This window comes from Affinundibacterium danionis, from assembly GCF_042432465.1.
GTDB lineage: Bacteria > Pseudomonadota > Gammaproteobacteria > Burkholderiales > Burkholderiaceae_D > Undibacterium > Undibacterium danionis.
Genome location: NZ_JBHLXJ010000004.1, coordinates 75468 through 90296, shown reverse-complemented (window position 1 = coordinate 90296; position 14829 = coordinate 75468). Strand labels below are relative to the sequence as shown.

Below are 14829 nucleotides of genomic sequence, written 5' to 3'. Positions count from 1 at the left end.
ACTGATAGAAATTGAATGGAGAATCACATGTCAGCAGGCCAAATTAATCATCAGCAAATTGAAAAAACTATTGGAGAAATTAAAGCTATCTTAGCCACAGTTATTGATCCCAATACGCAAAAAGATTTTGTTTCTACTAAGTCAGTTAAGAATATTCAAATCAATGACTCCGTTGTCAGTCTAGATATTGAGCTGGCCTATCCAGCGAAAAGTCAAATGAGCGTGATTGCCGATTTGGTGAAGCATGCTCTGCAAGGCTTGACTGGTTTGGAACAAAAGACGTTTCAAATCAATGTCACAACGAAGATCGTGGCGCATGCCGTGCAGCGCGGCATCAAAATTATGCCGAATGTGAAAAACATTATTGCAGTTGCCTCCGGCAAAGGCGGTGTGGGGAAATCCACAACGGCGGTGAATTTAGCTTTGGCTTTAGCGGCCGAAGGCGCGTCGGTTGGTCTATTGGATGCCGATATTTATGGTCCTTCGCAGCCTATGATGATGGGCATTTCGGCACGTCCCGAATCCCTGGATGGCAAAACCATGGAGCCTTTGCAAAATTATGGCGTGCAAGTGTCATCCATAGGCTTTATGATCGATCCAGATTCGCCTATGGTCTGGCGCGGCCCTATGGTGACGCAGGCTTTGCAGCAGTTGCTGGAGCAAACCAATTGGCGTGATTTGGATTACCTAATCGTTGATATGCCACCTGGTACGGGCGATATCCAGCTAACTTTGTCACAGAAAGTGCCAGTAACCGGTGCCGTAATTGTCACCACGCCGCAAGATATCGCCTTGCTTGATGCGCGTAAGGGTTTGAAAATGTTTGAGAAAGTCGGCATCCCTATCTTGGGTATCGTTGAAAATATGAGTACACATATTTGCTCCAATTGCGGCCATGCAGAAGCGATTTTTGGTGCGGGTGGCGGCGAGAAAATGTGTTCTGAATATGGTGTTGATTTCTTAGGTGGACTGCCATTGACGATGGCAATTCGTGAGCAAGCCGATTCGGGCAAACCGACTGTGGTGGCTGATCCGGATGGGCAAATCGCACAAATTTATAAACAGATTGCACGCAAAGTGGCGATTAAAGTTGCGGATAAAGCGAAAGATATGAGCAGTAAATTCCCGACTATTACCGTGCAAAACACCTAGGTCAATCGCGCCCATTTTGCCAATTTTTATGACGCAAAGTAAAGATCTCTACTACATGCAAATGGCGCTAGAACTCGCTTCTCGCGCCACTATTTTGACATCACCAAATCCCAAGGTGGGATGTGTGATTGTGAAAGATGACGTCATTTTGGGACAGGGCTGGACGCAAGAGGTGGGGCAGGCACATGCAGAAGTAATGGCTTTACGTGATGCGGCCAGTTCAGGTAATGATGTGCGCGGCGCAACCGCTTACGTGACGCTTGAACCATGCAGTCATTATGGACGGACGCCACCTTGTGCGAATGCTTTGATTGTGGCAGGTTTAGCGCGTGTGGTCGCGGCAGTTGGGGATGCGAATCCTCAAGTGGCAGGGCGTGGATTTGCGATGTTGGAAGCTGCGGGTATCGCGGTAGCTCATGGCTTGCTAGCCACAGAAGCGCGCGCTATGAATCGAGGTTTCTTTAAGCGCATGGAAACTGGGAAGCCTTGGGTGCGCCTCAAGATGGCAGCTAGTTTGGATGGCTATACCGCTTTGCCGAATGGACAGAGTCAGTGGATTACTGGTGCCGAGGCGAGATTGGATGGACATCATTGGCGCGCCAAGTCAGATGCGATTTTGACGGGCATCGGTACGGTGCTGGCAGATGATCCACAGATGAATGTGCGTTTGCCTGAGCAAGACGTCTTACGTCAACCACGTAAATTTGTGCTTGATTCTCAATTGAGAACACCTGTGTCCGCTAAATTGCTTCGAGGTGCATCCGTGAATATTGCGCATGCGAAAAGAAATCCAGATGCGGAAGAAAGTTTGCGACAAGCGGGCGCAAATTTATTGTACTTGCCTGATCAGCATGGTGCGGAGTCGCAAGTCGATCTACCTGCATTGATGTTAGTAATGGGCGCGCAGCAAATCAACGAGTTGCATGTGGAGGCGGGTGCTACGCTCAGTGGCGCACTGATTGCGGCGGCTTGTGTGGATGAATTGCTGTTGTATTTAGCGCCTAAACTATTGGGTTCTGGCGCTGGTATGTTTGCTTTACCGGAATTGCAGCAACTCAATCAAGCGCGAGAATTGACTGTACACGACGCTAAACAATTAAGCGATAACACAATTAGAGTGCTTGCGTGTTTTACTTAGTGTGCCAGTCTCGCCTATGTGTTAGGCTGCAAGATAGCACAATGGTGTAATCAGGGCTGGGTACAGATACAAAAAAACCTCATTGATTGCTCAATGAGGTTTTCTATTTTGGTCGGAGTACAAGGATTCGAACCTTGGACCCCCTGGTCCCAAACCAGGTGCGCTACCGGGCTGCGCTACACTCCGAAAACTGCCAGCATAATTTCACGTGTTTAAAAATTATGCGAATATTTTGTGAAACTAAAAAGGATCGTCGAGACTTTTGGGTTTCGACGATCCTTGAATTTGGTCGGAGTACAAGGATTCGAACCTTGGACCCCCTGGTCCCAAACCAGGTGCGCTACCGGGCTGCGCTACACTCCGAGAAGCGAGATAATACGACCTGCGGCCAAACTTGTCAACCGCCTCGGTTTGGCTTTGATTTACATCAATATCGACTTACAGATTTTGCTCGCTATGAAATACTCGTTTTTCACCGGTGATTGGATCGGTAAATGCGATAGATTTTGCGAGTAATTGTAGGGGATGATTAAAATCGTCGGAACCGCTGGGCAAGCTTGTGGGATAAAAGTTGTCGTTAATGATCGGGATGCCGAGGCTGGCCATATGTACACGTAACTGGTGTTTTTTTCCTGTGCTTGGGCGTAGTTCATAGAGTGTAAGCTCATCGCGTCTTTCTAGAATATCGATGTCCGTTTCTGAATTGATGATGCCTGGTACTTCTTGCATTAGGAAAAAACGTTCGCTTTCCACCATACGGCTGGCTTTGTGCAAGGGAAATATAATCTTAGGTAAATGCGGTGCGACGGCATGATAAATTTTATCGATGTGGCGCTGTTGAAATAATTGCTGATAGGCGCCGCGACTTTTGCATTGTTTTGAAAATAAAATTACGCCTGCGGTTTCGCGATCTAATCGGTGTAGCGGGCTGAGCTCTTCATTTCCAGTTTTCTGTTTGAGTCGTACTAATAAGGTCTCACGCAAATAGTCGCCGCCGGGCGTGACAGCTAAAAAATGCGGTTTGTCGGCGACCAGTAAATGTTCATCCTGGAATAAAATTTTTTCTTGAAAGGGGATCGTTTTTTCATCCTCAATCTCGCGATAATAATAGATACACATACCTCGTTTTACCGCGCTATTGGGGTGCAAGATGTCGCCATTGCTAGCGCGTATCTCCTGTTTCTCAAAACGTTGTAGCCAGCGAGTTTTATGAATATCTGGAAATTGCTGACAGAGAAAAGTCAATGCGTCATCCCAAGCGCCTTCTGGTAACCAAATATAGCTAGGGCTGATACCGTGACGAGTTGGTAGCGGAGATTTTGGTCGTTCTTGCACGATGATTATAATGAATGCTAAAAGGCTGCCATACTAGCATTACGTCTATGCTTTATCTGGGATTGATTTGAGATTGATGCTGTCGACTGCCTAGAGTGCCAAATTTTGAGTGTTAGATTCGTCGATTAATGTTGATTAATGTCTGGTGATGCTTCATTCAAATTGAGCCAAGTATCATCAAACACACTTAGGCGGTAAAATAGCATTTTTGACTTTTGCGTTCATTTCCTTTGTTGATTTTAAATATAAGGAAATTCGCCAGCATTGATGACAGCTTTTCATTTACCTACTTCTGCCACCACGGTGCGCACCCGTTTTGCCCCTAGTCCAACTGGTTATTTACACGTTGGTGGCGCACGTACTGCCTTGTTTAGTTGGGCGTTTGCCCGTCATTTTGGTGGCACTTTTGTATTGCGTATTGAAGATACTGATCTTGAGCGTTCTACGCCAGAAGCGGTGCAGGCGATCTTGGATGGTATGAGTTGGTTAGGACTGCAGCACGATGAAGGCCCGTTTTACCAAATGAAACGTATGGATAGATATCGCGAAGTATTGGCAAAAATGTTGGCTGAAGGTAGTGCCTATCATTGCTATTGCTCAACGGATGAAGTCGAAGCCATGCGCGAACGCCAACGTGCGGCAGGTGAAAAACCTCGTTATGACGGCACTTGGCGCCCAGAGCCGGGTAAGACTTTGCCTGCGATTCCATTGGATCGTAAACCGGTAATACGTTTTAAGAATCCATTAGATGGTGTGGTAAGTTGGAATGACGTGGTCAAAGGTGAGATCACAATTGCTAATCGTGAGTTAGACGATTTGGTGATTGCGCGTCCCGATGGCACGCCGACCTATAATTTCTGCGTGGCTGTCGATGATAGTGATATGCAAATCACGCACGTAATTCGTGGCGATGATCACGTTAATAATACGCCGCGCCAAATCAATATTTTGAATGCACTCGGCGCACCATTACCATTCTACGGTCATGTTCCTATGATCTTGGGTACAGATGGCCAAAAGTTATCGAAGCGCCGTGACGCGGTAAGTGTGATGGACTATTTAGATAAAGGCTTTTTGCCCGAAGCCTTACTAAATTATCTGGCGCGTCTGGGTTGGAGTCATGGTGATGATGAAGTATTTAGTATGGAGCAAATGATTAGTTGGTTTGATCTCACTCATTTATCCAGCTCAGCGGCGCAATTTAATCCAGAAAAATTGGCTTGGTTGAATAACCACTATATTAAAGCTGCAGATAATCAGCGTTTAGCCGAATTGATTCGTGGTGATATGGAAAAATTAGGCGCTCAATTTGAAGGTGCACCCGCGTTGGCGACAGTGATTGCGCTTTTGAAAGAGCGTACCAACACGACTGTAGAGTTGGCACAGGCAGCCATGCTGTTTTATCGCCAGCCGCAACCGGATGCCGCATTAGTCGCGCAGCATATAACGGAAGCGATTCAACCTGCTTTGCAAGAGTTCACCAAATTATGCGCAGAAGTTGAATGGAGCAAAGCAGCAATTTCCTCTATGATGAAAGAGACTTTAGTGAAACATGGTTTGAAGATGCCGCAATTAGCAATGCCTTTGCGCTTATTGTTAACCGGTCAATTGCAAACGCCTTCGATCGATGCCGTGATTGAATTATTTGGTCGTGACGTCGTGTTAGCTCGCCTGACAAAAAATTGATTATCTCGGTTCAGGGTCTATGCTGAACAGGGGTTTCCCCGAGTATTAAGCTTTACAAGCAAACGCGAAACTTGTTATACTCCCGTTTCTGTTTTGTGCGGGGGTATAGCTCAGTTGGTAGAGCGCTTGCATGGCATGCAAGAGGTCAGCGGTTCGATTCCGCTTACCTCCACCACGATCAGTTTATAGATTCAAATCGCAGCAAATATTTTTCAAAGTTTTAGAAAATTACTTGCCAGAATGAAGAAGTTGAGTATATAATCTTGGTCTTACTTGATCGCAAACGTAAATAACGAAGCGAAACAAAAAAGTAAAAAGCAGTAAATTAGGTCAGTAATAAGGACAAATTTTATGTCCCCATCGTCTAGAGGCCTAGGACATCACCCTTTCACGGTGAGTACAGGGGTTCGAATCCCCTTGGGGACGCCAGATTAAGCCGCTAAGTTAAAAAACTTAGCGGCTTTTTTGTTTTTCTATGCATTCGTGAAGAAGTTGGTGCATGAGGTGGCGCCACCCCATATTGCCATATCGATACCGGAGCGTTCTTGCGCATAAATCTTCGTTCAAAGTAAAATTGATTTATGCCTTTACTGATTTGAACTATGCTCTTTGAGTGATTCGTGACGATTCCAATTGCTGGTAAAGTGCGAGGGCATCGTTTAAAAATGCGTGTCGAGTTTTGATTGCTGCGTCGCCTTGAAAAAACTGGTGTGGATGCTTTGAGTGAAACTGTGACCGAGTTTTCATTTGCTGTTTTTCGTGTTCACTGCATTCAATGTTTAGCCGTTCCAAAATATCTTCCCAAATAGCCGCAGGTAGTTCTTGGTAATTAATCAGGTGTAAAAGTCTGTCATCGAGATGCGTAATTGCAGCAGAATAAAACTGTGCTAAAAGTTTTAGGCAATATCCATCTAAATCTCCGGGTGATAAATTTTCTTGGGATATTTGTAAATCTCCCAAGTCCACAAGTCCTGGAACCATTTGTGGCCCACGTTGGCGTCGATGAGAGTCTAATACTTGTTGTGGGTCGCGATACAGAAAAAGCATGGGTGTTTTTGGGTAGGCTTGGCGAATAAAATCTAGTCGCCCTAGATGCCAGCTATCTAATTTGATAATTAAATGCTTTTCGTTAGTGAAACGTTGTTGCCCTAACGCAGCTATTAGTTGCTGAAATCTGCGTAGGTTAGTTTCATCCGTTACCTTATGCGCTCGAAGAAACGCATCAATAACCGGCGGTTCTGACAGTACAACACAGCTCTCCAAGGTGCTAAGTGCCTGAGTCAATAAAGTTGATCCACAGCGCGAGACATGAAAAACAAACGCGGTCGGCTCCAGCGATTGTTCAAATTGCGTTAAGGCTGAAAATGAGGTCTTACAAACTCGTCGTTGATCGTGAGCTTGCTCATTTAAAGTATTTTGAAAAAAAGAACTGTAAAACCGTTGCTGACCCATATCCCGCCAATAAATCTCCAATTCTTGTGGGCAAATACTAACCGGATACCAATTCTTCAGCGAGAGAAGTGTGCTTGCTTCTATCCATTTACCTTGGATGAAACTGCGTTCTTCGGCGGTTAATTTGGCGGGAGATGGCATACTGACTTTTTAAAATGTAAAGGGTTGGTGATTCTTGTTTAATGATTTGAGTTTAATTTGTCGATTCGTTGCTGCTTGAATGTTTTATTATTTTAGGCGTGAATATCTTTGAAAAAATTTTCATTTTTACGTAAAAAACGAAGTGATAATTTTGCCAAATGAGGGAAATTTCTTTAAAGCACAATTGAAATCTAGATAATATGGCATGCGTGCTGTTATTATGCTTCAAGTTAAATGATTTTTGCGAAATGCTATATCTTAAAATTAATCATAAATATAATGGAAAGATTGTAAAAATGTACATTGATAGTATTAGTTATGATAATAAATTGGCTCGAAATGTTCTGTTTGGAGTTATTGCATTCCTGATGTTGACGGCAAGTTTTGGTCTTAATTTATGGCCATTTAAGGTCTTTTTTTCACCGCTAATTGCAAATGATGCTCAAACTATATACGAATTTTTGACTGGTTATGTTTTGAGTTTTGCCGTTATGTTTTGGGCTGCTAATTTTAGCGTCAGATCGCAAGTTATATTATTATTGCTATGCCCTGTGGTGGCAGTCATAACTCTGATTTTGTTGCCAGAGACTTGGGTGTTTAGTTTTAGTCAGCCGAATCCGACTGCTATCACGTTTTTCATATTTTGTATGGGCGTGCCTGCATTTGTTATGCTGTTGATCCGTATTTGTGGCGGTCAACTACGTGGTAATGATCCGATATTTGAATCTCGGTTGAGAGCTATGGTCGTTCTCTTTTTGTTGATCGCTATGGTCCCAGATGCTGCATTACAACTAAGCTCTACGCTACATCCAGGTACTTTCGATTTATATGCCATGCAATGGGATGCAATTGCGCATTGGGGTATTGCACCTCGATTAACCCAATTTATCGACTCAATTTTTATGGCTCGGGGATTTGTTGAACTTTCATATAATTTGACTCCTACAGCGTTTCTTGCGATTGCACTGCTTCATCTTCGAAAGAGGCCTGAACATGTTGCATCTGCGACCTTGGTTTGGGTTGTTCTTACTTCTTGTGCTTTCCTCGCTTTTAATTTTTTTCCGATAACAGGTCCAAAGTACGTATTTGGCAGTGCTGGTTATTTATTCGCACTGCAACAACCATTTGAATACATACTTGATTTGGTTCTTGTGAATCCAGCTCCGAGAAATGGGATGCCATCTATGCATTTTGGTTGGATGCTGGCATCGTCGATTATTTGGTGGCGAAGTGGAACGCACTGGTGGTCGCGCGCAATTATCATAATAATGACAATGCTTACTGCCTGTGGAACACTTTTGTTAGGAGAGCACTATGTAGTCGACTTGATTGTTGCGGTGCCATTTGTGCTGGCAGCGATAGCGCTTTGTACTACTTCAGTGCCATGGTCCACTTATGAACGAAAATACATTGTATTAGTTGGTTTTGGTACTTGGTTAGTTTGGATTATAGTTTTGCGTAATTTGGTGCCGTGGGCTAAAGAAAACGCGTGGTTTCCTTGGTTAATGTTGAGTCTAACAATTGCAGTTGTCGTTGCCCAAAGTCGATGGATGGCACGTTTTTACTTATTGACTAAACCAAGGGATGTTGTAACTAATGTTCAGAGTGAGAATTCACTTCAGCATAGTTTTCTTGAGCGCCGAATAGGTTGGCTATTTTTTGCATCAGGCTCGGCAGCGTTGATTTATCAGGTCTTGTTTGCAAAAAAACTCGCTTTAGTCTTTGGTAGTACATCGACTGCTACATTGACCGTCTTAGCTACTTTCTTAGGGGGGATGGCTATTGGCTCATTAATAGGAGGGCGATACGCGCAAAGAGTAAAATTGCCGTTGAAGACATACGCCTTGATTGAAGGCGGAATTGCAATATATTGCGTTTTGACTCCTTTCCTTTTTGATGCAGTACAAACTTTATACATTGCTATTGGAACTGGGTTAGCGCCAGAATCTCCTGTATTGCTTACGCTCCGAGTTTTGCTCGGGGCTGGTGTGCTCTTAGTGCCTACTATCTTAATGGGAATAACATTACCTTTCCTCGCAGAAGTAATTAATGCCCCAGGGCAAAAACTAGGTTCTAAGGTTGCTTTGCTTTATTTTGCGAATACTGCTGGTGCGACTTTAGGTGCATTATTAACTAGTTATGCAATTATTCCTATGCTTGGCGTCAACTCAACAACGCGTATTGCAGCTTTAGTTAATTTGTTAGTTGCTTTGGTTGCAATTGATCTAGCTAAGAAATTCCCTTGGCATGAGCGACAAGTTACTCAGTTCCAGGTAAATAATTCATCTAGCCTAAGTAAGTCTGCGGTTATTTGTGCAATCTTAGCTTTGGGTATCGGCGGTGTAGTATCACTAGGCTTAGAAGTCGTTTACGTTCATATGTTGTCTATTGTTGCAGGCAATAGTGTCTATGCATTTGGTTTGATGTTGGCCACATTTTTGCTCGGATTAGCTATAGGCGGCGAAGTAGCTAGGCGTATTTTGAAAAATGAACAAATTAATAGATTGCAGACGCTATTCTTGTCCTTGCTCGGATTGGCAACGAGTTTAGGTTTGGGAATGTGGATTTGGAACGAGATTCCTAATTATTTTGCTAGTTTCGCCGAACAGGATGCTACTAAGAGTTTTGTAGCAAGGGAGGCAATTAGAGCTATGGTGTGCGGTGTTGCGATGTTTCCACCGACAGTGTTTATTGGTGCCTCTTATGTATTCGCAATGGATGTGGTTACACAAAATAGCGGACATAGTGGAATTAAGATGCTTGGGATAGGTGCTGCATTCAACACCTTAGGAAATATTGTAGGCGTTTTATTGTTTGGTTTCTTTTTGCTTCCTATGTTAGGTGGACTCGGTGCCGCACAAATATTGACCGCGGCTACTTTATTACTGGCATTGATGGTAGTAGTGATTGGTGGATATCGTTTAGCAAAAATGGATTTTGTGGTTTTTGGTATAGCAGGATTGTGCGCAGCATTGTCTCTGCAAATTAAATTGGATTACAACACCTTAAGTTCTGGAGCAAATGTCTATTTTATTGCTCAACAATGGGGTAATTCAGTTGATCATGCAGAAAGTATAGACGGTGGCCTGACAACTGTTGCTGTAGTGCCAAAATCTGAAGCGCAAAAGCGTAGTAGCGCGCAAAAGGGGGAGTTTAAAACACTTCTTACAAACGGGAAATTTCAAGGTAATAACGTATGGGAAGGGGAAATGCAGGCACAGTTTGGATTCGCATTTGCTCCATTAATGCATCAAGAACGTCGCGAACGGGCATTGGTAATAGGTTACGGTACTGGAGTTACTAGCAAAGTGTTTCATGATGCGGGATTTAAGCATCTCGACATCGCAGAATTGAGTAGTGATGTAGTTAATATGGCAAATAAACATTTTGCAGATGTTAATGGTTTAGTTAGCCGGCAAGATGGTGTGCAGATGCATGTTACCGATGGTAGAAATTTATTGTTACTTGCGCCTCCTACTCATTTGTATGATGTAGTTAGTATTGAGACCTCGTCAATATGGTTTGCTGGTGCAGCTTCTTTGTATAACAAAGAGTTTTACAGCCTAGTTAAGTCAAAGTTAGCCAAAGATGGTATTTTGCAGCAATGGGTTCAATTGCATCACATGCATACGGTGGACTTACTGACTGTCATCGCAACCTTACGTTCTGAATTTAAATTTGTCTCTATGTATATTATTGGTGGGCAAGGCATATTAATCGCCACGAATAGTGATGCACGTAAAGCGCCAGTCGCTGAGGCTATTACTTTTCTTAAAACGATACCAAGTTTGGAGCCAATACGTCTAAGATTTATGACAAAGATAGAAGAGTTGGAAAACTTACGAGTGTTAACTAATGAAAATATTAGCAAAATGTTACAACAATTTGGAGCAGGGGCCGGTACGCTGATTTCCACAGACGATAATTTGAAACTTGAATACAATACGCCCAAAGGTAATGTTTTGGACACGTCAGCATCTACTAAAGCTATTTATAAATTAGTTTCTCGCTATAGCGAAAGTCCACTTTTCAAGCAAGAAACTCAGCCTGAAAAGAAGTAGTTATCAATTTGTTCTAGTCAAATTATCGGGATCAAAGTATTCAATAAAAGCTGATTTTCTGAAATTTAGAAAATCAGCTTTTTTCAATTTCTGCTCGATGCAATATGTTCAATGCATCAGGTTAGGCATGAATTGTGGTGAGAGATTAAAAAATAATTTTAAAATGGGCTTGCATAAACTACTGATTTTTTATACAGTGTCGACATGCAGTGATTTGTGCATTCCCTTCTTCATAATGCCAATCTCTAAATAACATTTAGGTTTTATTTTATATTTATTAAGCCCACCCCCAATATTACTAAGTATTTATTAAGCACTTATTAAGCACTCACCAGGAAGAAATCATGGACGACAGAAAAACTGATAATAGCGCCGACAAAAGCAAAGCTTTAGCTGCTGCCTTAGCGCAAATTGAGAAACAATTTGGCAAAGGTTCTATCATGCGTTTGGCTGATGGTGCTCCGGTTGAAGAAATACAGGTGGTTTCTACAGGTTCGCTTGGTCTAGATATTGCGTTAGGTGTTGGGGGGTTACCGCGTGGTCGTGTTGTTGAGATATATGGCCCAGAGTCCTCCGGTAAAACCACATTGACTCTGCAAGCCATTGCAGAAATGCAAAAGTTAGGCGGCACTTGCGCATTTATTGATGCGGAGCATGCCTTGGATGTGGGTTACGCCCAAAAGCTCGGTGTTAATTTGAATGATTTACTCATTTCTCAGCCAGATACAGGTGAGCAAGCCTTGGAAATTACCGATGCATTGGTGCGTTCAGGTAGCGTGGACTTGGTTGTGGTTGATTCGGTTGCTGCATTGACGCCAAAAGCTGAGATTGAAGGCGATATGGGTGATTCTCTGCCAGGTTTGCAAGCTCGTTTAATGTCACAGGCTTTGCGTAAATTGACGGGTAGTATTAACCGTACCAACACGCTTGTGATTTTTATTAATCAGATACGCATGAAAATTGGCGTGATGTTTGGTAGCCCTGAAACGACAACAGGCGGTAATGCTTTGAAGTTCTATGCTTCTGTGCGTTTAGATATTCGCCGTACTGGTTCTATTAAGGCTGGTGATGAAGTAGTGGGCAATGAAACCAAAGTGAAAGTTGTAAAAAATAAGGTGGCGCCTCCATTTAAAGAAGCACATTTCGATATTTTGTATGGCGCAGGTACTTCACGTGAAGGCGAAATTTTGGATTTAGGCGCTGAGTGCAAAATTGTTGAAAAATCTGGCTCATGGTATAGCTATAACGGTGAAAAAATCGGGCAAGGTAAAGATAATGCACGTAACTTCCTTATAGAGCGTCCGGCTTTAGCGCATGAAATTGAAAACAAAGTGCGTGAGCAATTGGGCGTGCCTTTATTGCCTGCACTTGCCGAAGAATAAGTTAAAGTTTAGGCTCGTAGCGTGTTGAGCCGAGTTCATAGGATAGATCACGTTAGTCTTAAGTCGACCTACTTGGAAACAGGTGGTCGACTTTTTTTATTTCTTTATTCATGATCACGCTTTTTCATTATTGCTAGCAATGCTTAAACCTAAACTCAGTTTAAAAGGGCGCGCTTTGCGCTATCTGTCTATGCGTGAACATAGTCGACTTGAGCTCGCACGTAAGTTATCCCCATATGCAGATAATGATGAGGAGCTAAATCTCTTATTAGATTGGCTTGAAGCGTCAAAATTTCTTTCGGATCAACGCTTTTCGGAAGCATTGGTGCATAAACGTCAAGCGCGTTTTGGCAATCAAAAAATATTGGCAGAATTGCAGAGTCATCAATTAAGCAAAGATGATTTGTGTGAAATTAAAGCGGAATTGCAAGAAACAGAGCTGCAAAGAGCTGTCGATGTTTTATGGAGAAAATTTGACGCGCCGCCAGCCGATCACCGAGAGAAAGCAAAGCAAATGCAATTCTTAGCGCAACGTGGCTTTTCAAGCCGAGCAATAGGCTACGCTTTACGCCAAAATCGTGAGCTGGAAGATAGTTGACAATGGCTTTTTTTTACGGAAGTCTGTTTTTCGTTTAAAACAAGATGAATGTGAATCCTTGAGAAACCACAAAATATTGATAAAACGCCTCAATATTTGTATTTTTAAGTGCTCGCTTCTCGAAATTGGTCTAACCAAAAAATAGAATTCGTTCTTTAGCTGTGCTAAAATTCACAGGTTTTTTGCAACGCCGCAAGAGCGGCTGTTATGGTAGAAGCTACGATAACGCACGCAATTGTGGCTTTTTTTGTATTTGAATTGCCGCCCACAGGCATGATGCCCTCAACAAATTTGATTACTTCTTTGACTTCATTAATCGAGTCAAATCTAGGCTTACGTGTTTCCACCGAAAATTCAGGTGTGATTCCGTACAGCCATGACCGCAGTATCTATCATTGGTTGGTGTTGATCATGCCAAATCTGGCCGCGCTAATCACAAAGAGTTATAGCTATCCGCAGTATTTTTCACATCCCCTTATTAAATTCCGAAACGTGATGCTTTAATGGCAGTCGCGTTTTTTTGTTTGGAATGACGCTTTTTAGAGCGATGTGACTTTGAATGTGATGAGTTTGTTGGGATTCTTTGAACAGCATGGCCTCGGTTTTGTTTTTTAGTAATTGGGTGAGCTGCACAGTTTCGTTTCGTTTTTGTTTTGTTTTTTAACTAATACCTCAGTGTCTGAAGGGAAGTCGTATGAAAATCCATGAGTATCAGGGTAAAGAAATCCTCCGTAAATTCGGAGTGACCGTACCGCGCGGTATCCCATGCATGTCCGTTGAAGAAGCAGTCAAAGCTGCTGAAACTTTAGGCGGTCCAGTATGGGTAGTCAAAGCACAAATTCACGCCGGTGGCCGTGGTAAAGGTGGTGGCGTTAAAGTTGCTAAATCCATGGAGCAAGTACGCGAATACGCAGATGCGATCATGGGCATGCAATTGGTGACACACCAAACAGGCCCAGAAGGCCAAAAAGTGCGTCGTTTGTTGATCGAAGAAGGCGCAGACATCAAGAAGGAGCTGTACGTAAGTATGGTGACTGACCGTATTAGCCAACGCGTGGTATTGATGGCATCCTCCGAAGGCGGTATGGACATCGAAGAAGTCGCGGAAAAACATCCAGAATTGATCCACTCTATCGCGATTGACCCAACTGCTGGTTTGCAAGATGCTGAAGCGGACGACATTTCTCGCAAAATCGGTGTGCCAGAAGGTTCTATCGAAGACGCACGTGTTCAATTGAAAGGCTTGTATAAAGCTTTCATGGAAACAGATTGCTCCTTGGCTGAAATCAACCCATTGATCTTGACTGGTTCTGGCAAAGTGATCGCTCTCGATGCGAAATTCAACTTCGACGCGAACTCTTTGTTCCGTCAACCAGAAATCGTTGCTTACCGCGATTTGGACGAAGAAGATCCAGCGGAAATCGAAGCATCGAAATTCGACTTGGCGTACATCTCCCTCGACGGCAACATCGGTTGCTTGGTCAATGGCGCAGGTTTGGCGATGGCGACTATGGATACCATCAAATTGTTCGGTGGCGAGCCAGCAAACTTCCTCGACGTAGGTGGTGGCGCGACTGCAGAAAAAGTGACCGAAGCATTCAAGATCATGTTGAAAAACCCAGGCTTGAAAGCGATCTTGGTCAACATCTTCGGCGGTATTATGCGTTGCGACGTGATTGCTGAAGGCGTGATCACGGCGTCTAAAGCAGTGTCATTGCAAGTGCCTTTGGTGGTACGTATGAAAGGTACTAACGAAGATATCGGTAAGAAAATGTTAGCTGACTCTGGTTTGCCTATCATTTCTGCAGACACGATGGAAGAAGCCGCGCAGAAGGTAGTTGCCGCTGCTGCTAGTCATAAATAATATAAATGCGTCATTCCCGC

Annotated in this window: 10 protein-coding genes and 4 tRNA genes; 10 read left to right on the top strand and 4 right to left on the bottom strand. The window is 43.4% G+C overall.

Annotation, left to right across the window (positions count from 1 at the left end; translation table 11 throughout):
- Window positions 1-27: 27 nt before the first annotated feature.
- A complete protein-coding gene (gene apbC, locus ACFFJH_RS04510) occupies window positions 28-1152 on the top strand; it encodes an iron-sulfur cluster carrier protein ApbC (RefSeq protein ID WP_390210388.1) in 1125 nt (374 codons plus the stop codon).
- 28 nt (window positions 1153-1180) lie between these two features.
- Window positions 1181-2290: a bifunctional diaminohydroxyphosphoribosylaminopyrimidine deaminase/5-amino-6-(5-phosphoribosylamino)uracil reductase RibD gene (gene ribD, locus ACFFJH_RS04505; protein ID WP_390210387.1), complete on the top strand. Its 1110-nt coding sequence runs from the start codon at window positions 1181-1183 to the stop codon at window positions 2288-2290.
- A 109-nt stretch (window positions 2291-2399) separates the two neighbouring features.
- Here ribD and ACFFJH_RS04500 read toward each other — a convergent pair.
- The 3 genes from ACFFJH_RS04500 to ACFFJH_RS04490 form a co-directional block, all read right to left on the bottom strand.
- Window positions 2400-2476: transfer RNA gene (locus tag ACFFJH_RS04500), tRNA-Pro, on the bottom strand.
- A 100-nt stretch (window positions 2477-2576) separates the two neighbouring features.
- Window positions 2577-2653, bottom strand: a tRNA-Pro gene (locus tag ACFFJH_RS04495).
- Between the two features lie 75 nt (window positions 2654-2728).
- Window positions 2729-3625: a pseudouridine synthase gene (locus tag ACFFJH_RS04490; RefSeq protein WP_390210386.1), complete on the bottom strand. Its 897-nt coding sequence runs from the start codon at window positions 3623-3625 to the stop codon at window positions 2729-2731.
- 267 nt (window positions 3626-3892) lie between these two features.
- Here ACFFJH_RS04490 and gltX point away from each other — a divergent pair, with 267 nt between their 5' ends.
- From gltX to ACFFJH_RS04475, 3 genes are all read left to right on the top strand, one after another.
- Complete coding sequence (gene gltX, locus ACFFJH_RS04485; RefSeq protein WP_390210385.1) at window positions 3893-5311, top strand: glutamate--tRNA ligase; 1419 nt, start codon at window positions 3893-3895, stop codon at window positions 5309-5311.
- Between the two features lie 99 nt (window positions 5312-5410).
- Window positions 5411-5486: transfer RNA gene (locus ACFFJH_RS04480), tRNA-Ala, on the top strand.
- A gap of 178 nt (window positions 5487-5664) precedes the next feature.
- A tRNA-Glu gene (locus ACFFJH_RS04475) sits at window positions 5665-5740 on the top strand.
- Between the two features lie 171 nt (window positions 5741-5911).
- Here the strand turns inward: ACFFJH_RS04475 and ACFFJH_RS04470 are convergent.
- On the bottom strand, window positions 5912-6904 hold the full coding sequence (locus ACFFJH_RS04470; protein WP_390210382.1) for a hypothetical protein: 993 nt from the start codon (window positions 6902-6904) through the stop codon (window positions 5912-5914).
- Window positions 6905-7104: 200 nt separating this feature from the next.
- Between ACFFJH_RS04470 and ACFFJH_RS04465 the strand changes: the two genes are divergently transcribed.
- The 5 genes from ACFFJH_RS04465 (at window position 7105) to sucC (ending at window position 14809) form a co-directional block, all read left to right on the top strand.
- On the top strand, window positions 7105-10965 hold the full coding sequence (locus ACFFJH_RS04465) for a fused MFS/spermidine synthase (protein WP_390210381.1): 3861 nt from the start codon (window positions 7105-7107) through the stop codon (window positions 10963-10965).
- 344 nt (window positions 10966-11309) lie between these two features.
- The gene (recA, locus tag ACFFJH_RS04460) at window positions 11310-12347 is read left to right on the top strand and encodes a recombinase RecA (protein WP_390210379.1); all 1038 of its coding nucleotides are present in this window, start codon (window positions 11310-11312) and stop codon (window positions 12345-12347) included.
- 139 nt (window positions 12348-12486) lie between these two features.
- Complete coding sequence (gene recX, locus ACFFJH_RS04455; protein ID WP_390210376.1) at window positions 12487-12945, top strand: recombination regulator RecX; 459 nt, start codon at window positions 12487-12489, stop codon at window positions 12943-12945.
- Window positions 12946-13152: 207 nt separating this feature from the next.
- On the top strand, window positions 13153-13449 hold the full coding sequence (locus ACFFJH_RS04450; RefSeq protein WP_390210374.1) for a hypothetical protein: 297 nt from the start codon (window positions 13153-13155) through the stop codon (window positions 13447-13449).
- A gap of 175 nt (window positions 13450-13624) precedes the next feature.
- The gene (gene sucC / locus ACFFJH_RS04445) at window positions 13625-14809 is read left to right on the top strand and encodes an ADP-forming succinate--CoA ligase subunit beta (protein ID WP_390210592.1); all 1185 of its coding nucleotides are present in this window, start codon (window positions 13625-13627) and stop codon (window positions 14807-14809) included.
- The last annotated feature ends 20 nt before the right edge of the window (window positions 14810-14829 follow it).